The organism is Proteus sp. CA142267, from assembly GCF_003336825.1.
In the GTDB taxonomy this organism is placed as follows: Bacteria; Pseudomonadota; Gammaproteobacteria; order Enterobacterales; family Enterobacteriaceae; genus Proteus; species Proteus terrae.
Genome location: NZ_QPMG01000001.1, coordinates 1,002,026 through 1,025,803 on the forward strand (window position 1 = coordinate 1,002,026; position 23,778 = coordinate 1,025,803).

The window sequence follows — 23,778 nt, forward strand, 5'->3', positions numbered from 1 at the left end:
TGAAGAATGGATATCACACACTCTGCAACAGAATTTATTGAGCATCTATTGCGTACAAGTATTTTAAAGCGTGTCTCTGATTTACATATAGAGCCACAGCAAATCAGTGTAAGAATCCGAGCCAGAATAGATAATCATTTATATCTATTTTCGCCACCTCCAAATGAATTTTCTGAAGAAATAGTGACTCGCTTAAAGGTACTCGCTAACTTAAATATTGCAGAAAAGCGGTTACCTCAAGATGGGCAGTTTAATTGGTCTTATCATGAAAAAAACTATTCAATACGAATTGCGACACTTCCCACATTATATGGCGAAAAAGTAGTTTTACGGCTTATCAATAATTTACAACAACCGGAATTAAATCACCTAGGCTTTCAACCCTCACATTTAACGCTATTAAAGAAATATTTAAATTTACCGCAAGGAATGATTTTAGTTACAGGGCCTACGGGAAGCGGAAAAACGCTCACACTATATAGTTGTTTACGTTATTTAAATAAAGAAAACCTAAATATAAATAGTGTTGAAGATCCGGTTGAATTACCTCTAAAGGGTATTAATCAGATCCAAATTTCCGAAAAATCAGGGATCTCATTCACAACAATATTACGGGCACTACTACGCCAAGATCCTGACATTATTATGGTAGGTGAGATACGTGATCAATCGACTGCTGAAATGGCAATAAAAGCAGCACAAACAGGGCATCTTGTATTATCAACCTTACATACTAATTCAGCTTCATCCACATTAATGCGTCTATATAACTTAGGAATTGAAAAAGATCTTATTCACTCCTGTGTTAGCTTAATTATTTCACAACGATTAGTTCGTTGTTTATGTCCACACTGCAAAATATGCCTACCCAATAAACAGCATATAAATATAAACAAAGAAATAGTCGAACTACCTAATTGGCAAGCTATTGGTTGCCAGCAATGCTATTCAGGCTATAACGGAAGAACGGCTATTTATGACTGCTTTGTCCCCTTAAAACAAACACACTCATCCCCTTATCACTTACTCTATTCCGGCATTTCATTAATTAAACAAGGAATAACGACACTTGAGGAGGTTTATCAAACACTAGGAGATATTGAATGAGATTACAGCTAATTTATCGCTATGATGCATTAACTTATCAAGGAGAATGGTGTACTGGAAATATACTGGCATCCTCTAATAACGAGGCATTTATTAAACTAACACAACAACAAAAACTCCCCATAAAAATACGTTTATTCAAAATTATTTTATTTCAAGATACTGATCAGCAATATCGAATTCAATTATTCGAACAATTAGCTCTATTACTTCATTCAGGTTTAGCGCTTCTTCCTGCATTAACACTATTAAAAGACGAATGCCGTTACTCACATTGGCAATGCGTATTAGAAGATATCATTTTCAACTTAATGCAAGGAGGTTCTTTTTCTAAACAATTAACTCGTTATCCACTTTATTTCCCAATTGCACTGAGTCGCTTTATTTTTATTGGTGAAGAAAGTGGAAAGTTAGATGAAGTTATTACGCTTCAAATAATACAATTAAAGAAACATCGAGAAATTGTTAAAAAAATCAAAAAAGCCTTTAAATACCCAACCTTTTTACTCACTGTATTAACTTTTATTACCAGTATTATGTTGCTCTATGTTTTACCTGAATATCAGTCTTTATACAGTGCCTTTAATACAGAACTTCCTATTTTAACACTCGCCTTAATTACTTTTTCGCAATGGCTTACTGATTATATCAGTATAATAGTGTTTATCCTTATAGGATTAATAGTTGCTTATCGCTTAATTCGATACTCTTTTTCACTATTTCATTTTGTTGAACAAACTTTATTTCTTCATATTCCTTATGTAGGTAAGCTTTTGAAGTATCAGCAATTACACCTTATTTTTCAGATAATAAGTATTACACAACAAGCTGGATTGCCTTTATTACAAGGTTTAAAAATAGGAATAGAACAACTTACACACCCTATTTATAAGCAAGTAATTTCTCAAATGAGCGATCACATTATGCAAGGTAAATCGTTGAGCTTATTTATGAAAAATGAACCTCTTTTTACGCCTATTTGTTATCAATTTATCAGTTGTGCAGAAAACTCGGGGCAGTTGCTCTATTTTTGTCAGCAATTAAGTGATTGGTTTTATCATCAACTCGATGAGCAATTAAATACCATTAGTGCTTGGTTAGAGCCAATACTGATGACGGTCATAGCCTTGATTATTGGCACATTAATCATTGCTATGTATCTTCCTATATTACAGTTAGGTGATACTATACAGTAAATCACAAATTTTATGAGTAACATGCTGTTACTATGTGTAGCACTAACTTATTGATTGATGGTAATTCTATTACGCATTATGAGGTAGGATGTCAGGGTAGCAGAAAATCATCTATCATAATAACCGAATAAAACCCAAATATTGCGGTTATTATCTTGTGATAAAAACAAAATTAGGCTTTAGAATGTCTAGACTAATAGTAAATTTTAATTCATTAAAAACAGATAAATACAAATGGCTTATACGGTTGCTCTTACAGGCGGAATAGGCAGTGGTAAAACTACCGTTGCTAATGCTTTTGCCTCATTAGGTGTACCACTTGTCGATGCTGATGTTATTGCTCGATTAGTGGTAGAGCCTCAATCTTTAGGATTAAATGCATTACATCAGCATTTTGGTGACTGCATTTTGCTACCCGATGGTTCATTAAACCGAACACAGCTGCGCCAGATTATTTTTGAAAATAATGAAGAAAAAACTTGGGTTAACAATCTTCTTCACCCATTGATACAACAAGAGACTCAAAGACAAATACAGCAAATTAAAGCACCCTACTTTATTTGGGTTGTTCCATTATTAGTCGAAAATAAATTAACGCATCTCGCCTCTCGTGTTCTTGTTGTCGATGTCACACAAGAAGAGCAAATAGAAAGAACCATAAAACGAGATGGCGTAAGTCGAGAGCAAGTTCTCAATATTTTAAAAGCTCAAGCTCAAAGACAGGAACGATTAGCCGTCGCTGATGATATTATTGAAAATCACGATAATAGCCAAAATATGATTGAAAAAGTTAAGCAACTCCATCAGCATTACTTAGAATTAGCTCAACAAGCGTTACAGGACAATTGCCATGAGTGATGACATCACAACAATCATCTTCGAACATCCCCTTAATGAAAAAATGCGTTCATGGCTTAGAATTGAAAACTCATTGATTCAAATTAACAGTTTTCGTGCAATTGATTCATTACCCACAGCACTCTCGTTTTTTCGTGCGATATCAGAATTTATTGAAGTCCTTGATCGTGGTGAAATCCGTGCTGAATTACTTAAAGAATTAGAAAAAAGACAAAAAAAATTACAGCAATGGCTTTCATTTCCTAATGTTGATAAAGCGATTGTCACTCAGATTATTGATGAATTAGCTGAGAATGCAGCCGTATTAAGTAAAGCCCCTCGAATAGGTCAGCATTTGAAACAAGATAAAGTCATTAGTTTAGTCAAGCAACGTCTAAGTATTCCTGGTGGATGCTGTAATTTTGATGTACCAGCATTACATCTATGGTTAAGTTTACCTCAAGCAACTCGTGATGAAAGATTACACAGCTGGCTGGCAGGTTTATTGCCATTACAAAATGCATTAAATAGTTTGCTCATGCTTATTCGCCAATCGGATACATTTAAGCCCGCTCTTAGTCACCGTGGTTTTTACCAAGACAGCGCTGAAGAAGGTGAATTGCTACGTCTTAAGATAGCCATTGATCACCAAATCTATCCTCAAGTTTCAGGGCATAAAAATCGCTATGCGATCCGCTTTTTACCACTTGATAGTGAAAATGGAACCGTACCTCTAGAGCTACCTTTTGAGATCGCTTGTTGCTAACATTATGTTTATAGATATGAGCATAAATAGCACCCATAAGATCTAGGAGAGATAATGAGCGAAGAATTAATTGTAAAATGTCCAACCTGTCAAACAGAAGTTGTTTGGAATGAAAGTAGCCCTTATCGCCCTTTTTGTAGTAAGCGTTGCCAACTTATTGATTTAGGCGAATGGGCTGATGAATCAAAACGCATTCCAAGCCAAAGCGATATTAATGACAGCGATGATTGGAGTGAAGCGCCACAGCAAGAGCCTAAAGACTTTTAATGTGCTAATCCTGAACATAAAAATAGCCACTCGACTGAGTGGCTATTTTATTTATAGGTGCTTATTTAGCACTATTCTACTTTTGCTTACTTTTGCAATAACGCCACAATAGTACGGTTAGCAGGCGGGAAATCATCAGCATTTAACGATCCAATCGATGTCCACTTGAATTCTTGTCCCTCTTTACCATAGGGCTCACTATCCCATTGTGTGACTAAGAAAAAGGATAAGGTAATGTGTCTATCTGGAAAATCATGCTCTACTGTTTCAAAAAGTGAGCATTGCGTTACATCAATACCGATTTCTTCTTGTAACTCTCGTACTAGCGCCTGCTCTGGAGTCTCTTTATCTTCTAATTTCCCTCCCGGAAATTCCCAAAACCCCCCCATATGCGATTTTAAAGGGCGTTGGGTGATAAAGACATTATTGTGTTGATCACAAATAATACCCGCAGCAATATGTAGCTTCTTTTTATCCATCATAGACAACCTATTGAATAGTCACGTTATTATAACAACTTAACGATATTATAACGTATATCCAACGGCGCTACTCTGGTTTTCTTTCCCTGACTATCTCGATTAATTAACGATAAATAGGTAAGAAACCGAACTGTGCTAATGTTTGGCAAATAATCCCTACTGCACCAAAAGTGATAACAGCATAAATTAACCCTTTGCCACCCCACACTTTGAAACCTGAGTTTGGAAATTTCTCGCGTGCTTTCAGTGCCATAACCGCAGGACAAATAATTGCCCATACACACGCGGCGGTTCCTGCATAAGCAATCGCAATTAAGAATCCATTAGGGAAAAGTAAACATAATAGTAACGGCGGCGTAAAACATAAAACGCCAGATTTTAAGCGCCCTGTTTTGTTATCTTCAAATTTTAGTGATGCTAAAATATAGTCGAACAGACCAATCGCTACCCCTAAAAATGAACAGAATACGGCACTAATAGAAAACCATAATAAAAATCCTTCAATATATTTACTATTTAATACAGTATATAAAGAATCAATAAAGGCATCTAAGTTACCACCCTTTTGGATAATTGTAATAAATTGCTCACGAGGTAAATTTCCCATCGTGCCAATCATCCAAAGTAAATAAATTACCAGAGCTAAAACACAACCAATAACACAACTTTTTACAACCTTTTTTTCATTTTCATGATAGAGCTTATAAAGGCTACAAACATTACCATGATAACCAAAAGAGGTGATAGCATAAGGAATAATGATAAAAATAAAAGGATAAAGATATAATTGGCTTTTACCTTCAAAGGTTGCAGTAAATAATAAATCACCTCTCGCTTTAAAGAATAATCCCGAGAATGCCAACACGAATAGAACAATCTTAATAAATAAAAATATTGAGGTTAAACGGCTGGCGCAAGCGCCTCCCCACCATATTGTTGCTCCGAGCACTATAGTAAATACAAAGAATATCACTCTAAGGTTTAAATTAAGACCATATAAAGACGAAGCTTCATAAATGACCGAACCTGCAGCAGAGATATAAGCATAAATTAATATATACAATACAAATATCAAAGACGCATTCGCAAGATAACACGCCCATTTAGGTAATAACTCTTTCGATATATGAAAGTAGTTAGTTCCTGCGCCATATTTAGATATACATTCAAGAATATAAATTCCAGAATGAAACATAAAGAAACAGACAATAAATAATATAAAGAGTGAGTTAATAAACCAAGCACCTGACATTATTGTTGGTAGGCTAAACATTCCCGCACCGATCATGGCGCCACCCAACACAAATCCCCCTACAATAATTGAGGGTTCTTTATTTACCGACTTATTTTCCATTTTTTAGTCCTTACTGAAATAAGGATAGGGCTCTCGCATTGCACGAGAGCCATTATTATTGTGGAGTATTATTTATTTGATAGGTTTTAATCTAGCAGTAAAGTGTCTTAATACAGGCGGTTCATATTCGAACTCAAGACCTTTAAGCGTTTTAAACTTATCTTTTAAGCCGATAAGTGCGTCAGCAATATAATCCATATGGTCGTTGGTGTAGACACGACGTGCAATGGTTAAACGCATAAATTCCATATCTGCATGTTTTTGCTCGCCTGTTGCAGGATCACGACCTAATAAGAACGAACCGATTTCAACAGCACGAACACCAGACTCTAAGTAAAGTGCGTTAATGACAGCTTGCGCTGGGAATTGATCGCCCGGGATATGTGGTACCAGTTTTTTACAGTCAACAAAAACAGCATGTCCGCCAGTAGGATATTGAATCGGAATGCCCGCTTCACGTAAACGGTCACCCAGATATTGAACCTGACCAATACGATAGTGCAGGTATTCTTCCTCAGTACCTTCTTCTAAACCTTGTACCATTGCAGCCATATCACGGCCAGCTAAGCCACCATAGGTAACAAAACCCTCCATTGGTACACAGCGTTGTCTTGCTAGTGTGAATACTTCTTCATTATCACGAATTGAGACTAAACCACCAATATTTAACAGTGGATCTTTTTTCGCTGACATTGTTAATGCGTCAGCATATTTATACATATCTAAAATAATTTCTTTAATGGTCGCATTTTTATATTTAGGATCACGTTGTTTAATGAAATACGCATTTTCACAATAACGCGCTGAGTCCATAACAACAAAAATACCGTGTTGTTTTGCGATTTCGTAAACTTCTCTTAAATTGTCCATTGAAACAGGCTGACCACCAGCACTATTACAGGTCACTGTTGAAACAATGGCAACAACATTATCAGCACCATGTTTGGCAATATTTTCTTTTAATTTAGCAATATCAAAATTGCCCTTCCAATCATCATAGGTTTCTGAATCAAACGCTTTCTCAGTAACAATATTAATTGCTTTACAGCCATTTAATTCAACGTGTGCTGCTGTTGTATCGAAATGGAAGTTAGAAATAAATACAGGATTTTTCGCTTTTCCATCTTTTTGTTTATATTTTAATAATACTGGGAAAAGAATATTTTCAGCACCACGACCTTGGTGAGCAGGAATAATATAATCGTAGTTAAATAACTCTTTGGCTTTATCTTTTAAATCATAATAGTTTCTTGAACCAGCATAAGCTTCATCACCAGTTATCATTGCTGCCCACTGGTGATCACTCATTGCGTTAGTACCAGAGTCTGTTAATAAATCAATATAAACAGCATGACTTGGTAATAGGAATGGGTTATATCCTGCTTCTTTTAATGCAGCTTCACGTTCTTCTCTTGAAGGAACACGGATTTTTTCTACCATTTTAATACGGAATGGTTCTACGATTCTTTTAGCCATGATAATACCTTTAATATAAATTAAATAATAAAATTAGAATAAATAAAATAATCTTCCCATTTAAATTAAACGGAAAAAGAGTATTAAATTATTTTGAATGGATATAAAAAAGGATTATTTTTCAGGAAAGTAGAAGGCGAGTTCAGAATCAATATTAAACCATTTCTTCAATCTGAAGAAACCTCTTAATATTATCAAAACATTAAATGATGAGAACATACTTTAACCCTTATAGTCAGGAAATAGTACAATTTACATGCTAATTTATATAACAGTTAAACACGATTAGTAATATAACAATAGTATATTTTGGACAAAAATCACACTATTTATAATAAATAATATATTAACGTGATCATTATCACTTACTTTAATTTTTAATTAAATATTTTTTATAATTTAAATTTTTATTGATAACACTAAGTGGTAATACATGTATTTATATTGCATTTTCACAAAATGAAAGCTGTATTTAAATAACCCTACTTTTTACCATGAATAATAATTTAACAACAACCCCCTAATCTCTTTACTTTTCTACCGATCGTTTTATTCATTAAAATGAAATAATAATTCATGAAATATTTATTCCAGAACACAACATTAATAAACTTATAAATAACAAATGAAAAGTTAATTAACCTGCTTCTTTTTCATATCTTCGAATCCCTTCTCATTATTTATCTTCTCTTTATAAAAAATGAAAAAGTTTCAATTAACATAGCGGAATCGATGGTAATTTAAGCAAGAAAAAAATAACGCGGAAGATTATAACCATGAAAATCAACACAATACAATCCACTTAAATGAATCATTTGTTTAAATAATGCTATTTGAGATATCAATCATTTTAGTTATGTCGCTATTTAATATCGAAAGAGATGGAAATTTATCTTTATTTCATCGATTTTTAATTTCTTTTCATATTGAGAGTACCCGGTATTTATTATTCTAAAATTAACGATAATATAAAAACATTAATTATTATCTTTATATATTTAAGCAATATTATTTATATTTGAATTAATACCTTTATATTGAGGTAAAATGAGAAAAAAAGTTATTTTATTAACACTATTAAGTGGATTTTCAACCTGTGGATTAACAGCAAATGACGCCAGCTATTTAGGCTCGATGGGAGAATCGCGGCGCGCATTACAAGATAGCCAACGTGAAATAAACCAACTTATTGAACAAAATCGCTATCAACAACTTCAAGAAAATGCATTAGAGGTTTCACCTACCCCCGCACTTATTACTGAATCAGAACATTGTTTGCCTATTAATGGTGTATATGTTCAAGGAATTACTTTACTTAATGAAAAAGATCTTGATTCCTTAACACCATTACCAGAGCAATGTATAAAAAGTGCTGACGTTAACCGTTTAGTCAAAGAGTTAACCCAACGCTATCTTCAACATGGTTATATCACTGCCAGGGTTCAATTTTTACGCCCAAATCAAGAGCAACAACTTGGGTTGTATGTTATTGAAGGCTTTATTGAAAAAATTGAAGGCGGTGATCGAGGCGTTAACACAGCACTACTTTTCCCTCATGTTGAAGGAGAACCTCTTAAGCTTTCAAAACTGGATCAAGGGCTTGATCAAGCAAACCGCTTACAGTCGAATAAAGTTAAACTCGATATATTGCCTGGTACGCAATTAGGTGGCTCGATTATTCAGCTTACCAATCAGCAACAAGCACCGTGGCATCTAAATATTTCAAGTGATAACTATGGACAAAAAAACTCAGGGCGCTGGTTAGTTCGAACCAATGCAAGCTTAGACAGTCCATTAGGGCTATCTGACTTTGTCAGCTTAAATGCCAGTATTACCACTGATAATCCTAATACACGCTTTAATCGTGCTTACACTCTACTCTATTCTTTGCCTTATGGGGCATTGACATTCAGTACTTTTGGTAGCTATTCAGAGTATGAATTTCATCAAGCATTACAAACACGTACCGTACGTTTATCTGGCGATACGACACAAGTTGGTTTAAGGGGAGATTACGCTTTTTATCGTAGTCAAAAACAGATTGATACCTTAAACATGCAGATAACACATAAGCGAATACGTAACTATTTCAGCCAAATCCGCCTTGATCTCAGTAGCCCTGCACTTACAACGGTAGAGTTAGGTATCAACCATTTACATATTGTTCCAAATGGTGTCATCAGCGTTAATTTAAGTGCAGAGAAAGCCATTAGTTGGTTTGGTGCAGATGAATCACCTCGTGTTGCTAATGATAATGGTAATGACTATCGCTTTACAAAAGTTAAGCTTTTTGCCAATTGGCAACATCGTTTTGCCTTATCGAACTCTACATTTTTATTCAATAGCGCCTTCTTTGGTCAATATAGCCCTGACACCTTACCGGGTGTGGAATGGCTTAGTTTAACGGATAAAAACGCAATCCGTGGTTTTGACCAAAGTACACTTTCTGGTGATAACGGCGGCTATTTACGTAATACGCTTTCTTATCCTTATCGGATAAACACATTTTCACTCACCCCTCGAATTGGCCTCGATGCTGGCCGAGTTCAACAACATGGTAACTATGAAGGATGGCGTAGTGGCTATGGGCTAAGTTCAGGCTTAAATCTCCAATATCAAAAAACACAATTCGATATTGAAGTCGCCAAGGGGTATTTGCTTTACAACCAAACGAATTCCAATAAAACCAAAGACCCTACTCAAGTGTTAGTTAGATTTTCATATTTATTTTGATTCACACTCATAGCAATAAACGGAGAAAACTCTATGAAATCAAAAAACTTCAAGCTCTCTCCTTCGGGTAGGCTTGCTGCATCTTTAGCGATTATTTTCGTATCACTAAATGCATATGCTGGCGGTATTGTTCCTGATGCGGGCAATCAAGGACCGAATGTTTCATCAGTCAATGGTGGCACTCAAGTCATTAATATCGTTACACCAAATAACGAAGGTATCTCTCATAACCAATATCAAGATTTTAATGTAGGTAAACCAGGCGCTGTTTTTAACAACTCCTTAGAGGCGGGACAATCACAACTTGCAGGACAATTAAATGCCAACAGCAATTTAAATGGACAAGCGGCTTCTTTAATTTTAAATGAAGTTGTTAGCCGAAATCCTTCGTTCTTATTAGGTCAGCAAGAAGTTTTTGGTATCGCTGCGGAATATGTACTTTCTAACCCAAATGGTATTACCTGTGATGGATGCGGTTTTATCAATACCAGCCGCTCTTCTCTGGTTGTCGGTAACCCACTATTTGAAAATGGTGAGTTAAAAGGTTATAGCACGCTTAACAATACGAATTTACTTTCTATTGGTAAAAACGGATTACACGCTCCCGGCCTTTTAGATTTAATTGCACCTCGTATTGATAGCCGAGGCAAAATAACTGCAGCAGAAATTTCTGCATTAACAGGTCAAAATACGTTCTCTCAACGCTTTGATATTCTTTCATCACAAAAACCCGCTTCTGCCTTAGATAGCTATTTCTTTGGTAGTATGCAATCTGGTCGTATCCGTATTATTAATACTGCAGAAGGTAGTGGTGTTAAATTAACAGGTAAATTTGTTGCTGATAACGAATTAAGTGTTAGAGCGGACAATATTCAAACGGATAGCCAAGTTCGCTATGACAGCTACGATAAAGAGGGTAGTGAAAACTATCAAAATTACCGTGGCGGTATTGCTGTTAATAACAGTGGTTCAAGCCAGACTCTGACAAAAACAGAGTTAAAAGGTAAAAACATCACATTAGTTGCTGATAATAAAAACCAAATCAAAGCCTCTGATTTAATAGGTGATGATATTTTATTACAAGGCGCTCATTTAACAGTTGATGGCAAACAGTTACAGCAAAAAGATACCGATACTGACAATCGTTGGTTCTATTCTTGGCAATATGATGTGACTAAAGAAAAAGAGCTAGTACAGCAAGTTGGTAGCCATATTGATGCCAAAAACAGTGCGACATTAACAGCAACTAAAGGTGATGTAACACTTGAAGGTGCCAAAATTAATGCGGGTAACACACTGGCAATTAATGCTAATCAAGATATTAATATCAACGGATTAGTTGAGAAAGAAAATCGCAGTGAAAATGGCTACAAGCGTAACCATACTTCCCGCTTAGAAACCGGTAGCTGGAGCAATAGCCATCAAACAGAAACCTTAAAAGGCAGTGAGTTGACTGCGGGTAAAACACTAGGTTTAAATGCTGAAGGCTCTGTTACTGCTCAAGGTGCAAAATTACATTCTAATGAGAATGTTATTGTTAATGCTAAAGAGAACATCAATCTTAATGTTCAAAATACCAACAATGATAAAACAGTAACTGACAATCATGTCGTTTGGGGTGGTATCGGCGGTGGTAATAATAAGAACAATAACAATAAACAAGAAGTCAGCCATTCAACACAATTAACGGCTGACGGACAACTGTTACTTGCAGCAGATAACAGTGTCAAAATCACAGGTAGTCAAGTCAAAGGCAATCAAGGCACCTTTGTTAAAACGACTCAAGGTGACGTTGTTATTGATAATGCGATTAGTGAAACCATCACTAAAACAGATGAACGTACAGGTACTGCATTTAACATTACTAAAAACTCCCACAAGAATGAAACTAACCAACAGCATTCAACGGGTAGTGAATTAGTTTCTGATGCAGAGTTAACTGTAGTCAGTGGCAAAGATGTCAATGTAATTGGTAGCTTAATTAAAAGCGCTGATGAGTTAGGCATTAGATCTTTAGGTGATATCAACGTTAGATCTGCACAGCAAACCACGAAAATCAATGATGAAAAAACATCATTAGAGATCACCGGTCATGCCAAAGAAGTTGAAGACAAGCAATATAGCGCCGGTTTTCATATCACTCATACATCCAACAAAAACAATAGCACTGAAACGGAACAAGTAGGATCTACTCTCAGTGGTGGCAGTGTTAAAGTTCAAGCGGATAAAGATGTCACTTTTGCTGGCTCTGATTTAAAAACAACCGCAGGTAATGCCACTGTTTCTGGTGACAATGTTGCTTTTGTTTCAACAGAAAACAAAAAAGAGACTGACAGTACAGATAGAACTATTTCAGGTGGCTTTAGCTATACCGGTGGTGTTGATAAGATTGGTAGTAAAGCTGATTTCCAATATGACAAACAGCATACAACAACTGAACTCACCAAAAATAAAGGTAGCGAAACTCAAGTTGCAGGTGATTTAACCATTACGGCAAACAATGATGTGACGCATCAAGGTGCATCACACAAAGTTGATGGTGCGTATAAAGAATCAGGTGAAAATATCAATCACCTTGCGGCAAATGACAGTGCAACATCGAAAACAGATACCTTAAATATCGGTGTCGATGTGGGTGTTAATCTTGATTATAGCGGTGTGACTAAACCGATTAAAAAAGCAGTAGAAGACGGAATTGATACCACAAAACCGGGTAACAATACCGATATGGATAAGAAGGTTACCTTTAAAGATGCTATTAGCAATCTTGCTAACTTAAGTAATTTAGAAGCACCTAATGTGGGTGTTGAAGTTGGTATTAAAGGTGGCGGTAGCCAGAAATCACAAAGTGATAGCCAAGCGGTTTCAACATCAATTACTGCGGGTAAAATTAATACTGACAGCAATAAAACGCTACATGACCAAGGTACTCATTATCAATCTACCCAAGGTGATATTGCGCTAACAGCTAACACTCATACCAGTGAAGCGACTCAAAACAAACACCAAGAGTCCTTCCATGAAACAACAGGTGGCGGTCAAGTAGGTGTCAGCACCAAAACAGGTAGTGATATTACCGTAGCGATTAAAGGTGAAGGTAAAACCACTGACACAAACCTAACCACAACCAAAGCTGAAGGTAGCCAGTTTAATTCAGCCAGTAATATCAATATTAATGTACGTGAAGACGCACATTATGAAGGCGCTAAATTTGATGCTCAAGATGGAAAAACTGTCATTAATGCTGGCGGTGATTTAACACTTGCACAAGCAGCAGATACCCACACTGAAAGCCAACATAACGTGAATGGCAGTGCAAACCTGAAAGTCGGTACAACACCAGATAGTAAAGATTACGGTGGTGGCTTTAACGCAGGTGGTGCAAATCATCAAAAAGATCAGACAACAGCAAAAGCGGGTTCAGTGAATGGCTCTCAAGGTATTGAGTTAAACTCAGGCCATAATCTGACTTTACAAGGCACTCATTTAACCAGCGAAAATGATGTTGCTCTGACTGCAACTAACAAAGTTGATTTCCAAGCAACAGAATCTCAACGTACTGAAACAGGTAAGAACTTATCGGGTGGATTACAAGCGGGCTTCGGTCAAAAAACAGGTGATAAATCATCTTCTGTCAATGGCTTAGGCGGTGCTGAATTTGCTATTGGTAAGCAAGATGAGAAGAGTGTTTCTCGTGAAGGTGGAACCATTGCTAACCAAGGTAATTTAACCGTTAATGGTAGCTCTGTTAATCTTCAAGGTACTAAAATTAATAGCAAAGATACACAATTAACTTCTCAATCTGGTGATACCACGCTGACATCAGCACAATCAACTGATTACAAAAATAACTGGGGTACTGATATCTCTTTAAATGGCAAGCAAACCAATACAACGCCAAAAGAAGTGACTGAAGAAAACCCAGCCACCTCTATCCATGATATTGGTGGCAAAGTTTTAGTGAATGTTGAAGATCAACAAAAGTCCACACACCAAAATGCCTCAGTAGAAACAGGCACATTAACTATAAATAGTGACAAAAACCTCACTCTTTCTGGTGCAAATATTTCTGCAGATAATGTAACGGGTAATGTGGGCGGTGACTTTACAGTGACTAGCCAAAAAGATAGCGATCGTCACGTTAATGTTGATGTAAATGTCGGTTATAACCACAACAATGATCCTAAATCTAGCCAAGTTGATAAAACGGCTAAAGCAGGTGGATCACTATTAGAAGACACTATCAAAGAGACCATTGATTCAGGTATTAAATCTGCAACAGATGTTATCTCTGATAAATATAATTCACTCTCTTCAACTATCGCAGATAAAGCGGGTATCAGTGGCGAAACAAAAGCCAAAATTGATAAAGGCGTTGGCACAGTGGGTAACGGTATCAAAAATATTGTAACCGGTGCTGAAGGTCATACAGCCAATGCGGATATCAAAGTTTCTCATATTGATAATGATGCGGTGACTCAAACTACAACCTTAACTAGCAAAAATGATATTTCATTAAATGTAAGTGGTACAACTAAGCTTACAGGTGCTGAAATTAAAAGTGAGCAAGGTCAGGTTGATTTAGGTGGTAGCAACGTTCAATTAAATAATATTGAAGGTCATCAATATGAAGCAGGTGCAGATCTTGATCTGAAATCATCTGCTGTTGATTTAGTGAAACAACTTGCAGGTGGTGACTTATCATTAAAATCACCTGTTAAAGTTAATGAAACAGTAAACACAAAATCGTCTATTTCTGAAAAATAATAGATATCCCATAAAAGAGTAATGCCTATTCTTTTGTAAGCCAAACCCGCTTGTTATCATAATAAGCGGGTTTTTTATTTAAACGCTTAATCAATTTAATACCAAAAAAAGCCACTTATTACTAAGTGGCTTCATATTTACATCTTATTATCAAATAGTTAATTAACCTAATTGACCATGGCAATGCTTAAATTTCTTACCCGATCCACAAGGGCATGGTTCGTTACGACCCACTTTTTTACCTGCAGCAACTTGACCATCTACTGCTGACATTTGAGACTCTTTTGTCACTTCATGGCTTAATTGCTGTTGTTTAGCTAAACGTTCAGCTTCTTCACGACGGCGACGTTCTAACTCTTCAACTTCTTCTGGTAAACGAACTTGTACTTTGCTTAGCGTGCTGATCACTTCATATTTCAGTGATTCCAACATATTAGCAAACATCGCGAACGATTCACGTTTGTACTCTTGTTTTGGATCTTTTTGTGCATAACCACGTAAGTGGATACCTTGACGTAAATAATCCATTGCAGCCAAGTGCTCTTTCCACAGTGAATCCAGCGTTTGTAACATCACGCCTTTTTCAAAGTTACGCATCATTTCAGCGCTAACGATCTCTTCTTTCGCTTTATAGACTTCGATAGATTTTTCTAAAATACGCTCACGTAATGTTTCTTCGTGTAATTCAGGCTCTTTATCTAACCACTCTTTGATTGGTAAATTTAAATCAAAGTCTTTTTGTAGACATGCCGTTAAACCTTCAATATCCCACATTTCTTCCAATGATTGGGGTGGAATATAGTTATCAATCATTGAAGTGAAGACGTCTTGACGAATACTATCAATAGTTTCGCTTACGTCTGCCACATCCAGTAATTCGTTACGCTGAGTATAGATTGCACGACGTTGGTCATTTGCTACGTCATCATATTCAAGCAGTTGCTTACGAATATCAAAGTTGCGGTTCTCTACTTTACGCTGTGCGTTTGCAATCGCTTTGGTTACCCAAGGGTGCTCAATCGCTTCGGTTTCATTCATACCTAATTTACGCATCATGCCAGACACTTTGTCTGAAGCAAAAATACGCATTAAGGAGTCTTCCATAGATAAATAGAAACGAGAAGAACCTTCATCACCTTGACGACCCGCACGACCACGTAACTGATTATCAATACGACGAGATTCGTGACGCTCAGTACCAATGATATGTAAACCGCCTGATGCTAATACTGCATCATGGCGCTCTTTCCATTTAGCTTTGATTTCTTCGATTTGCTCTTCAGTTGGCTCTTCAAGTTTAGCCACTTCAGTTTGCCAGCTACCTCCTAACACGATATCAGTACCACGGCCTGCCATGTTAGTTGCAATAGTTACCGCTGAAGGTAAACCTGCGTTAGCAATGATGTCCGCTTCCATTGCGTGGAATTTCGCATTCAGCACGTTATGGTGAACATTCGCTTTAGTCAGCGCTTTAGAAATTTCTTCTGATTTTTCAATTGAAATGGTACCCACAAGAACAGGCTGACCATTTTGAGTACGTTCACGAATATCTTCAATAATGGCTGCAAATTTACCTTGCTCATTCATATAGACTAAGTCAGGTAGATCTTTACGTACCATTGGGCGGTTAGTTGGGATAACAATGGTTTCTAAGCGATAGATAGAGTTAAATTCAAACGCTTCAGTATCCGCAGTACCGGTCATCCCTGCTAATTTTTCGTATAAACGGAAATAGTTTTGGAATGTGATTGACGCTAATGTTTGGTTCTCATTTTGGATCTTCACACCTTCTTTTGCTTCAACCGCTTGGTGTAAACCATCAGACCAACGACGACCTTGCATTGTACGACCCGTGTGTTCGTCAACAATGATAACTTCGCCATCTTTAACAATGTAGTCAACGTCTTTGGTAAATAGCGCGTGAGCACGTAATGCTGCTGTTACATGGTGCATTAACATAATGTTAGCAGGTGAGTATAAAGACTCTCCTTCTTTCATCATGCCAGCATCTGCTAATAACCCTTCGATTTTAACCAAACCGCGTTCTGTGATGTTCACTTGACGCGTTTTTTCATCAACAGAGTAATCGCCTTCACCTTGGAAAGTATCTGAGTCTTCTTTTTCTTGAGAAATCAAGTGAGGGATCACTTTATTCATTTGAATATAAAGCTCAGAACTATCTTCTGCTGGACCTGAGATGATCAGCGGAGTACGCGCTTCATCGATTAAGATTGAGTCAACCTCATCCACTAATGCATAGTGTAATTTACGTTGAACACGTTCTTGTGGGCTAAATGCCATGTTGTCACGCAGGTAGTCGAAACCAAATTCGTTGTTCGTACCGTAAGTGATATCAGCATTATAGGCTTCGCGTTTTACTGGTGGCGCCATATTTGGCAAGTTGATACCAACGCTTAAACCCAAGAATTCAAACAGAGGTCGGTTATTTTCGGCGTCACGTTGTGCAAGATAGTCATTGACGGTAACAACGTGAACCCCTTTACCTGATAACGCATTTAAATATGCCGGTAATGTTGCAGTTAATGTTTTACCTTCACCTGTACGCATCTCAGCAATACAACGTTCATTTAGCACCATACCACCGATTAACTGCACATCGAAGTGACGCATACCAAAGACACGCTTACTTGCTTCACGTACAGTTGCAAACGCTTCAGGTAAAATATCCTCTTCTTTTTCACCATTTTTTAAACGCTCACGAAATTCATTTGTTTTCGCTTTTAGCTCATCATCAGTCAGCTTTTCAAATTCTGGTTCTAATTTATTAATTTCAACAACAACTTTGCGCATACGGCGGATTGAACGATCATTACGACTACCAAAAATTTTGGTTACAATTTTACCTAACATAAATCTTTATTCTCATTTATGGCGTCAAACGCCGAAAACAGCCTCTGTATCTATCAATAAACAGAGATAATCATAATCTTATTAGATTAAGTGACTCATTAAGCTGTTAGGTAAGGCCCTGCGCGAATACCGCGGGTTTGTGCAAGCCATAATCCGGTATGATAGGAGTTTGTATTCTGTACTAAAACATAGCCAGAAAGAGGAAAGTTGCTTAGTACCGATGATGGAGTCTCTGTTAATAAGGCATACAGAGTATCAAGCATAACCTCTGCAACATTAGAAACAGGTAACGGTTCATCTTTGACTTTAACCATCAATTCAGGTGAATTAATGGTGAATGCAAAAGAGAGCTGTTTAATCACATTTTTTACTGCGTGTTGTTGCCAGTAATTAAAGGTGAAGGATGAAGCAGGATTCTGTACACTTTGACGTAAAAATAAGTTATCAAACGCAATAAGTGCCTGACTTTGGCGGTTTTGAGATAAAGGGGTATCAGTTTGCTGTGGGTTTTCGGCATGAGCAGACAACAGCGAAGGTATTCCAATACCTGCTGCTACCACCCCTAAAAGCAGATGCGACCAAAAATATCGCCTGCCAAACTGTCGCCAAAAACTTATAATGCTCATTAACCTTCGTTGCTCATTAATCTTTATTTTGTGGAGTCAAAATCTATGCGGGATAGTTACCCACAATCATTGGAAAAAATCTTCATTGAACTTGAAGGTTCCAATAAGAGTACATTACAACTTATACAACAGCGTGCAACGATTTTACTAAAATTAAATCGCGCCGTCATGGCTCTTTTACCTGTTCCTTTACGAGATAAGTGCCGTGTCGCAAATTATCGCAGTGCTATTTTAATTATTGAAGTTGCAAACGCAAGTTGGTTAACTCGTTTACGTTATGAAACTCCATCATTACTTTCTGCATTGAGACAAGAAATTTTACCATCCTTATCCTCAATAGACATCAAAATAAATCCGTCTTTGGGAATAAAACAGGAAAAAAGATCTTTAATATCATCATTAAAAGAGCAAGAGCCTATAAAGAGACGTCACTTAAGTTTAGAAAGCGCACAATCATTGAAGTATTTGGCAGAGAAAAGCCCGAAGAAATTAAAAGAGAGATTAGAACGGTTGGCTGCACTTGCCGGAGAGAGTACAAGTACAGCCAAAGATGAACGTTAATTAGAGATAATTAACGTGCTTTCCTTCGCAGGAATTAAGCAAAGACCATTGAGGGAGCTTTGAATGCCACTGGCATTTGCGCTTCGTCTTCAAATGTGACGAATTCCCACGCAGATTCTTTTGCTAATACAGCTTGGAGCAATTTATTGTTCAGTGCGTGACCTGATTTAAACGCGGTGAATTCACCAATAATGTTATAGCCACACATAAATAAATCACCGATTGCATCTAACATTTTGTGACGAACGAATTCATCTTCAAAACGCAGGCCATCGTCGTTGAGAACACGATAGTCATCAACTACGATTGCACAATCGAAGCTTCCGCCTAAACACAATCCTTTAGATTGCAGGTATTCGATATCACGCATAAATCCGAAAGTACGAGCACGACTAATTTGGCTCATAAAAGACTCAGCGGAGAAATCTAATTTATAACGTTGTGTACTTGCATCAATGGCAGGGTGATTAAAATCGATAGTAAAATCTAATTTAAACCCGTTGTATGGACGCATTTCTGCCCATTTGTCGCCATCTTCTACGCGTACTGTTTCTTTGATGCGAATGAATTTCTTCGCAGTACGAAGTTCTTCGATGCCTGCATCAAGTAACAAGAAAACAAAAGGTGCTGCACTTCCATCCATAATTGGAATTTCAGGTGCATTCACTTCAATTACGATATTATCAATGCCTAAACCAGCCAGTGCTGCGTTTAAATGCTCAACGGTTGATATACGCACATCGTCTTCGTTAACTAAGCAAGTACATAACATAGTGTCACGAACTGATTTTGCGTCTGCTGGAAAATCCACCGGTGGATTTAAGTCAGTACGACGGTAGATGACCCCAGTGTTTGCTGGCGCCGGACGCATTGTAAGCGTAACTTTTTTACCCGTGTGAAGTCCCACACCAGTTGCTTGTACAATTCGTTTTAATGTCCGTTGTTTGATCATCATTTTATCTCGCAATGTTATCCGTCCTACCAATCATTATACTTATAATTGGCAGGACAGTTTAGCACAAAAAGCGGAGATGCCAATCTTTTTGGCGATTAATCAGCCTGTTTTCTCAGGAACGCAGGGATATCTAAATAATCCGGTTCTTTGTTTGCCTGAGTAGATTGTTCGTTAACGGCTTTTGCAGCTGGCTTGCTTTCTTCTACGGCAGAGAAAGAAGACATGCTATTTTGCATTTGCTGGTAACGATTCTCCATTGCGCTTTGCTGATTCTGTTTATTAGTTACCAGCGTAATCTCTGGACGTTTGTCCATACCAATACCTGTTGCAACCACAGTCACACGTAATTCATCATTCATTTCTGGGTCAAGGGATGTACCGATAACCACAGTCGCATTATCTGATGCAAATGCACGAATGGTATTACCCACTGTTTCAAATTCATCAAGACGTAAGTCAAAGCCTGCTGTAATGTTGACTAACACACCACGAGCGCCAGATAAGTCGATGTCTTCCAATAAGGGACTTGAAATCGCCATTTCTGCTGCTTCTTCAGCACGATCTTCGCCTTTCGCAGCACCAGATCCCATCATGGCATAACCCATTTCAGACATCACAGTTCTTACGTCAGCAAAGTCAACGTTCATTAAACCTGGGCGAGTAATTAGCTCAGCGATACCTTGAACTGCACCTTTTAATACATCATTAGCTGCACCAAATGCATCTAATAATGAAATTCCACGACCAAGTACTTTTAATAATTTGTCATTTGGAATCGTGATTAATGAGTCAACATGTTTTGATAACTCAGTAATACCTTGTTCCGCAAATGCCATACGTTTTTTGCCTTCAAAATTAAAAGGCTTAGTTACTACAGCAACGGTCAAAATGCCTAATTCTTTAGCCACTTCTGCAACAACAGGCGCAGCACCAGTACCAGTACCACCGCCCATACCTGCTGCGATAAAGACCATATCGGCACCTTCAAGTGCTGCACGTAACCCTTCGCGGTCTTCCTCAGCAGCATTACGGCCCACTTCAGGATTTGCACCTGCACCTAAGCCTTTCGTAATGGCATTACCAATCTGGATAGTCTGTCCGACCGCTGTTTTACGTAGCGCTTGAGCATCCGTATTGACTGCAAAGAAATCTACGCCTTCAATACGTTCACGAACCATGTGCTCAACCGCATTACCGCCGCCGCCGCCAACGCCGATGACTTTGATCACCGCATCGTTGGTTAATTCCATAGGTTCAAACATAATTTCTCTCCGTTTTGTGCCTTCTCAGGGCCGCTTGCTCAAACGACCTCTTTTTAAATTTGTCTGATTATTAAAACTCTCTTTTTAGCCAACCAGTGAGTTTCTTAAATAAACCACCGACAGCAGAGCGTTTCTCGGTTTCAGTTTCCTCACCAAAGTGAGATTCTTTACCGTAATGCAAGAGCCCAACCGCTGTTGAGTAGTAGGGGTCCTGCGCATAATCTGTTAGCCCGGTAATATTTAACGGTTTACCGATCCGTACTTGCGTGTGGAAAACACGTTGAGCACATTCAACAAGTCCATCAATCTGTGCAGCACCACCTGTTAGCACGATACCTGCGGCTAAATGATGCTTAATCCCTTGCTGACGTAACTGTTCTTGAACTTTTAAAATCTCTTCATTAACAAGATTGAGCAATTCGGTATAACGAGGCTCAATCACCTCAGCAAGAGTTTGTCGTTGCAGACTTCTTGGTGGTCTGCCTCCGACACTTGGAACCTCGACATTTTCATCTTTACCAACTAAAGAACCTAATGCACAACCATGGCGAACTTTGATAGCTTCTGCATCATTTGGCGGTGTGCCAAAAGCGTAAGCGATATCGCTGGTTACAACATTGCCTGCATAAGGAATAACGCGGGTATGTCTTAATGCTCCACCGGTATAAATAGCGATATCCATTGTGCCGCCACCAATATCAACAACACACACACCTAATTCACGTTCATCTTCTGTTAATACAGCGAAACTTGAAGCGAGTCCCGCAAAAATCAGTTGATCCACTTTTAACCCACAGCGTTCAACTGCTTTTACAATATTCTTTGCCATATCGTTATGGCAGGTAATTAAATGAACTTTAGCCTGCATACGCACGCCCGATAATCCAACTGGGTTTTTGATCCCTTCTTGATAATCAATGGCATACTCTTGCGGTATAACGTGTAAAACACGGTGTTCATCTTTTACTTTGACGGATTTCGCGGTATGTACCACGCTATCAACATCATCTTGAGTTACTTCTTCTTCTGAAATTGGCACCATACCAATCTCATTTTGGCAACTGATATGCTTGCCTGATAACGCCAAATATACTGAAGATATTTGACAGTCAGCCATTAATTCAGCCTGATCTACCGCCCGTTGTACACATTTTACGACGGATTCGAGATCGTTAACGCCACCTTTATCCATGCCCCGAGATGGACAACTTCCCACCCCGATAATATTCACTACGCCATCAGGCAGGATCTCACCGACAAGGGTGGCTACTTTGGCCGTACCAATCTCAAGACCAACTACTAATTTTCTGTCCGTCGCTTTGATCATTATTGTTCTGCCTTCGCCTTCATCGTGTCATCTGCCACGTCTTGTTTATTCATTCTCAAGTAATAAAGGAGCCCATCCGACTGCACCACCACTGTCATAACGCAGATCCACGTAATCAACTCGTTTATCCGTTTGTTGTTGCAGTATCGGATACAACTCAATAAAGCGAGCGATCCGTTTTTCGTTATCCTTACGACCTAACTCCAATCGGACATCATTGTCTAAAACTAATTGCCATCCTTGACGGGCAGACATTGACGCTGCTTTTAAATTCAGGTTACTTGCAAGAAGCTGATCTCTCATTGCAACATAACCTGACAACACCATTTTTTCGCTTCCTTGTGGGCCATATAGCAAAGGATAACTTCCTTTGGTTTCCAACTGCGTTGGTAGACTGAAAACACGCCCTTCTTTATCAAGAAAGTAAGTATCATTCCAACGGGTAAAGGGAACATACTCTACCAGATGGATTTTAAGTTCATCAGGCCACTGTTTACGCACAGTGACTTGCCTAATCCATGGCATACGTTCAATTTGTTGCTGAATGATATTCACATCCTGTGTCATAAATGTACCTGGCTGTCCTAAAGACAAAATGGCCTGACGCACATCATCATTCGTTGTGTAATGCCGCTCGCCTGTTAATACAAGTTTTGAGATTGGCAGACGATTTGCGTCTTTCATCCAGTTAACCACTTGTATTCCACCCCAAACGATGGTGGCAATCACACATAAGAAAAAGATTAATCCTGATAAATAAGTACCATTACTCGGTCTGTCAGAATGTTGCTTCTCTTTATGCTCTTTTATATTTAGCGCTGCTTGTGACATATTAACCCACTAACTCCTGAGCAACGTTTAAACAAGAGAATCGCCCATCCTTTTGTCCGATATTCCAGCGATTAATACTTTTCCTACATATATATACTTTATGAACACTTTTAGATTTGATAATTAAATCACTAAATTGTTCAATCTGTTGAGAATTATTTACTTTAAAAGAAGAAATAGCGAATTTTTCTGCATTTTTCTTACTTTTTAACTGAAATTTTTTCTCAACACAGATTTGAGCAAGCGAATTCTCGATCATTTTTTTCGCCAATTCAGTGTTACTTTCTTCATAACACCCCATCATTACAGTTAGTTTATTAACTATTTCACCATAAATGATGTTCACTTGCTCAAACATCC

General features: G+C 37.7%; 18 protein-coding genes. 8 read left to right on the forward strand and 10 right to left on the reverse strand.

Translation table 11 applies throughout. The features are described 5' to 3' along the window. The first annotated feature begins 6 nt into the window (after positions 1-6). The 5 genes from C0T34_RS04690 to yacG all read left to right on the forward strand — a co-directional run bounded on the left by C0T34_RS04690 (position 7) and on the right by yacG (position 4,173). Positions 7-1,107: an ATPase, T2SS/T4P/T4SS family gene (locus C0T34_RS04690; RefSeq protein ID WP_098942201.1), complete on the forward strand. Its 1,101-nt coding sequence runs from the start codon at positions 7-9 to the stop codon at positions 1,105-1,107. Further along, the gene (locus C0T34_RS04695; RefSeq protein ID WP_109849762.1) at positions 1,104-2,303 is read left to right on the forward strand and encodes a type II secretion system F family protein; all 1,200 of its coding nucleotides are present in this window, start codon (positions 1,104-1,106) and stop codon (positions 2,301-2,303) included. The genes C0T34_RS04690 and C0T34_RS04695 overlap by 4 nt, the downstream gene beginning before the upstream one ends. Before the next feature lie 234 nt (positions 2,304-2,537). Then, complete coding sequence (gene coaE, locus C0T34_RS04700; protein WP_098942199.1) at positions 2,538-3,161, forward strand: dephospho-CoA kinase; 624 nt, start codon at positions 2,538-2,540, stop codon at positions 3,159-3,161. Beyond that, on the forward strand, positions 3,154-3,906 hold the full coding sequence (gene zapD / locus C0T34_RS04705; protein ID WP_098942198.1) for a cell division protein ZapD: 753 nt from the start codon (positions 3,154-3,156) through the stop codon (positions 3,904-3,906). Before coaE ends, zapD begins: the two co-directional genes overlap by 8 nt. Before the next feature lie 54 nt (positions 3,907-3,960). Then, the gene (gene yacG, locus C0T34_RS04710) at positions 3,961-4,173 is read left to right on the forward strand and encodes a DNA gyrase inhibitor YacG (protein ID WP_088494938.1); all 213 of its coding nucleotides are present in this window, start codon (positions 3,961-3,963) and stop codon (positions 4,171-4,173) included. A gap of 86 nt (positions 4,174-4,259) precedes the next feature. Here the strand turns inward: yacG and mutT are convergent, their stop codons facing one another. The 3 genes from mutT to C0T34_RS04725 all read right to left on the reverse strand — a co-directional run bounded on the left by mutT (position 4,260) and on the right by C0T34_RS04725 (position 7,485). After that, on the reverse strand, positions 4,260-4,652 hold the full coding sequence (mutT, locus tag C0T34_RS04715) for an 8-oxo-dGTP diphosphatase MutT (RefSeq protein WP_192940920.1): 393 nt from the start codon (positions 4,650-4,652) through the stop codon (positions 4,260-4,262). 106 nt (positions 4,653-4,758) lie between these two features. Continuing rightward, complete coding sequence (locus tag C0T34_RS04720; protein ID WP_098942196.1) at positions 4,759-6,009, reverse strand: aromatic amino acid transporter; 1,251 nt, start codon at positions 6,007-6,009, stop codon at positions 4,759-4,761. Between the two features lie 72 nt (positions 6,010-6,081). Then, entirely contained in the window at positions 6,082-7,485 is a 1,404-nt protein-coding gene (locus C0T34_RS04725) for a tryptophanase (RefSeq protein WP_023581506.1), read from the reverse strand. Positions 7,486-8,532: 1,047 nt separating this feature from the next. Here C0T34_RS04725 and C0T34_RS04735 point away from each other — a divergent pair. Beyond that, the gene (locus C0T34_RS04735; RefSeq protein WP_109849763.1) at positions 8,533-10,218 is read left to right on the forward strand and encodes a ShlB/FhaC/HecB family hemolysin secretion/activation protein; all 1,686 of its coding nucleotides are present in this window, start codon (positions 8,533-8,535) and stop codon (positions 10,216-10,218) included. A gap of 33 nt (positions 10,219-10,251) precedes the next feature. Then, positions 10,252-14,985: a calcium-independent hemolysin HpmA gene (gene hpmA, locus C0T34_RS04740; RefSeq protein ID WP_109849764.1), complete on the forward strand. Its 4,734-nt coding sequence runs from the start codon at positions 10,252-10,254 to the stop codon at positions 14,983-14,985. Positions 14,986-15,147: 162 nt separating this feature from the next. On the opposite strand, the gene secA is transcribed toward hpmA, so the two are convergent. Both secA and secM read right to left on the reverse strand, forming a co-directional pair. Next, positions 15,148-17,856, reverse strand: a complete 2,709-nt coding sequence (secA, locus tag C0T34_RS04745) for a preprotein translocase subunit SecA (RefSeq protein ID WP_088494930.1) — start codon at positions 17,854-17,856, stop codon at positions 15,148-15,150. Between the two features lie 98 nt (positions 17,857-17,954). Continuing rightward, the gene (secM, locus tag C0T34_RS04750) at positions 17,955-18,482 is read right to left on the reverse strand and encodes a secA translation cis-regulator SecM (protein WP_109849765.1); all 528 of its coding nucleotides are present in this window, start codon (positions 18,480-18,482) and stop codon (positions 17,955-17,957) included. 45 nt (positions 18,483-18,527) lie between these two features. Here secM and C0T34_RS04755 point away from each other — a divergent pair, with 45 nt between their 5' ends. Beyond that, complete coding sequence (locus tag C0T34_RS04755; protein ID WP_098942191.1) at positions 18,528-19,043, forward strand: DciA family protein; 516 nt, start codon at positions 18,528-18,530, stop codon at positions 19,041-19,043. Positions 19,044-19,077: 34 nt separating this feature from the next. Here C0T34_RS04755 and lpxC read toward each other — a convergent pair whose 3' ends face one another. The 5 genes from lpxC to C0T34_RS04780 all read right to left on the reverse strand — a co-directional run bounded on the left by lpxC (position 19,078) and on the right by C0T34_RS04780 (position 23,776). Beyond that, positions 19,078-19,995, reverse strand: a complete 918-nt coding sequence (gene lpxC / locus C0T34_RS04760) for a UDP-3-O-acyl-N-acetylglucosamine deacetylase (RefSeq protein WP_036913397.1) — start codon at positions 19,993-19,995, stop codon at positions 19,078-19,080. Between the two features lie 98 nt (positions 19,996-20,093). After that, positions 20,094-21,260, reverse strand: a complete 1,167-nt coding sequence (gene ftsZ / locus C0T34_RS04765) for a cell division protein FtsZ (RefSeq protein ID WP_023581499.1) — start codon at positions 21,258-21,260, stop codon at positions 20,094-20,096. Between the two features lie 70 nt (positions 21,261-21,330). After that, positions 21,331-22,587: a cell division protein FtsA gene (gene ftsA, locus C0T34_RS04770; protein WP_098942190.1), complete on the reverse strand. Its 1,257-nt coding sequence runs from the start codon at positions 22,585-22,587 to the stop codon at positions 21,331-21,333. Positions 22,588-22,632: 45 nt separating this feature from the next. Then, positions 22,633-23,418, reverse strand: a complete 786-nt coding sequence (gene ftsQ / locus C0T34_RS04775) for a cell division protein FtsQ (protein ID WP_088494926.1) — start codon at positions 23,416-23,418, stop codon at positions 22,633-22,635. Between the two features lies 1 nt (position 23,419). Further along, complete coding sequence (locus C0T34_RS04780) at positions 23,420-23,776, reverse strand: hypothetical protein (RefSeq protein ID WP_098942189.1); 357 nt, start codon at positions 23,774-23,776, stop codon at positions 23,420-23,422. Positions 23,777-23,778 lie beyond the last annotated feature (2 nt).

Coding starts and splice junctions, on each gene's coding strand:
- C0T34_RS04690 (WP_098942201.1), top strand. CDS start 7: ATGGATATCACACACTCTGCAACAGAATTTATTGAGCATCTATTGCGT.
- C0T34_RS04695 (WP_109849762.1), top strand. CDS start 1,104: ATGAGATTACAGCTAATTTATCGCTATGATGCATTAACTTATCAAGGA.
- coaE (WP_098942199.1), top strand. CDS start 2,538: ATGGCTTATACGGTTGCTCTTACAGGCGGAATAGGCAGTGGTAAAACT.
- zapD (WP_098942198.1), top strand. CDS start 3,154: ATGAGTGATGACATCACAACAATCATCTTCGAACATCCCCTTAATGAA.
- yacG (WP_088494938.1), top strand. CDS start 3,961: ATGAGCGAAGAATTAATTGTAAAATGTCCAACCTGTCAAACAGAAGTT.
- mutT (WP_192940920.1), bottom strand. CDS start 4,652: ATGGATAAAAAGAAGCTACATATTGCTGCGGGTATTATTTGTGATCAA.
- C0T34_RS04720 (WP_098942196.1), bottom strand. CDS start 6,009: ATGGAAAATAAGTCGGTAAATAAAGAACCCTCAATTATTGTAGGGGGA.
- C0T34_RS04725 (WP_023581506.1), bottom strand. CDS start 7,485: ATGGCTAAAAGAATCGTAGAACCATTCCGTATTAAAATGGTAGAAAAA.
- C0T34_RS04735 (WP_109849763.1), top strand. CDS start 8,533: ATGAGAAAAAAAGTTATTTTATTAACACTATTAAGTGGATTTTCAACC.
- hpmA (WP_109849764.1), top strand. CDS start 10,252: ATGAAATCAAAAAACTTCAAGCTCTCTCCTTCGGGTAGGCTTGCTGCA.
- secA (WP_088494930.1), bottom strand. CDS start 17,856: ATGTTAGGTAAAATTGTAACCAAAATTTTTGGTAGTCGTAATGATCGT.
- secM (WP_109849765.1), bottom strand. CDS start 18,482: ATGAGCATTATAAGTTTTTGGCGACAGTTTGGCAGGCGATATTTTTGG.
- C0T34_RS04755 (WP_098942191.1), top strand. CDS start 18,528: ATGCGGGATAGTTACCCACAATCATTGGAAAAAATCTTCATTGAACTT.
- lpxC (WP_036913397.1), bottom strand. CDS start 19,995: ATGATCAAACAACGGACATTAAAACGAATTGTACAAGCAACTGGTGTG.
- ftsZ (WP_023581499.1), bottom strand. CDS start 21,260: ATGTTTGAACCTATGGAATTAACCAACGATGCGGTGATCAAAGTCATC.
- ftsA (WP_098942190.1), bottom strand. CDS start 22,587: ATGATCAAAGCGACGGACAGAAAATTAGTAGTTGGTCTTGAGATTGGT.
- ftsQ (WP_088494926.1), bottom strand. CDS start 23,418: ATGTCACAAGCAGCGCTAAATATAAAAGAGCATAAAGAGAAGCAACAT.
- C0T34_RS04780 (WP_098942189.1), bottom strand. CDS start 23,776: ATGTTTGAGCAAGTGAACATCATTTATGGTGAAATAGTTAATAAACTA.